We start from the raw sequence: 1,186 nt of genomic DNA, 5'->3' as shown, positions 1-1,186 counted from the left end.
CCGCTCGCTCAACGACCGAGGCGTGGACGTCCGCTCGCCCTCCGACCAATGGAGAACCGCGCCCCACCTCAGTCCGCGAAGGTCGACCCGTCGATGACGAAGCGGTAGCGCACGTCCGACGCGAGGACGCGCTCGTACGCCTCGTTGATCTGCGACGCGGGGATGACCTCGACCTCAGCCGCAATGCCGTGCTCGGCGCAGAAGTCGAGCATCTCCTGCGTCTCCTGGATTCCGCCGATGTTCGACCCGGCGAGCGACCTGCGCCCGCCGATCAGCGACATCACCTGCACCGGCAGTGGCTCGGACGGAGCACCCACACACACCATCGATCCGCCCACGTCCAGCAGGCTGAGGTATGCCCGCAGGTCGACCACCGCGCTCACCGTGTTGAGGATCACGTCGAACGACGAGCGCAGGGTGCGGAAGGTCTCGCGGTCGCTCGTCGCGTAGTAGTGGTCGGCGCCGAGGCGCAGCCCGTCATCCTTCTTGTTGAGCGTCTGCGAGAGCACCGTGACCTCGGCGCCCAGCGCGTGCGCGATCTGCACGGCCATGTGGCCGAGCCCACCGAGGCCGACGACCGCGACGCGCGATCCGGGACCGACGTTCCAGTGCCGCAGCGGCGAGTACGTCGTGATGCCGGCGCACAGCAGCGGAGCCGCGGCATCCAACTCGATCCCGTCGGGGATGCGCACGACGAACGATTCCGTCACGACGACCTGCTCGGAGTATCCGCCCTGCGTGATCGTGCCGTCCCTGTCCATGCTCCCGTAGGTCAGGACCGTGCCGTTCGAGCAGAACTGCTCGTCGCCGCGCAGGCAGTTGCGGCACTCGCCGCACGAGTTCACCATGCATCCGACGCCGACCCGGTCGCCGACGGCGTGGCGGGTGACGTCGGATCCGATGGCCGCGACGGTTCCGGCGATCTCGTGTCCCGGCGCGAGCGGATACTTCTGCGGACCCCAGTCGCCCCGCACCGTGTGGATGTCGGAGTGGCAGATGCCGGCGAACGCGATGTCGATGAGGATGTCGTGCGGACCGAGATCGCGTCGCTCGATGACGGTCTTCTCGAGCGGAGCGGCTTCGCTGGGGGCGGCGTAGGCGTGGACGCGGGTCATGCCGTCGACACTACCCGCGGCGCTTAGGCGAGAACTGAGCAAGCTCCGGCCGTCACCGCGTTTCGTCTCGC

At 68.5% G+C, this 1,186-nt stretch carries 1 protein-coding gene; it reads right to left on the bottom strand.

What is annotated here, in order from left to right:
• Window positions 1-68 precede the first annotated feature (68 nt).
• A complete protein-coding gene (locus tag AUC47_RS10760; protein ID WP_096715195.1) occupies window positions 69-1,115 on the bottom strand; it encodes an NAD(P)-dependent alcohol dehydrogenase in 1,047 nt (348 codons plus the stop codon).
• Window positions 1,116-1,186 lie beyond the last annotated feature (71 nt).

The organism is Microbacterium sp. SZ1 (assembly GCF_002362255.1).
Lineage (GTDB): Bacteria > Actinomycetota > Actinomycetes > Actinomycetales > Microbacteriaceae > Microbacterium.
This window is presented reverse-complemented; position numbering and strand designations above follow the sequence as displayed.

Excerpts from the sequence above, each read along its gene's own strand:
- AUC47_RS10760 (WP_096715195.1), bottom strand. The coding sequence starts at position 1,115 with ATGACCCGCGTCCACGCCTACGCCGCCCCCAGCGAAGCCGCTCCGCTC.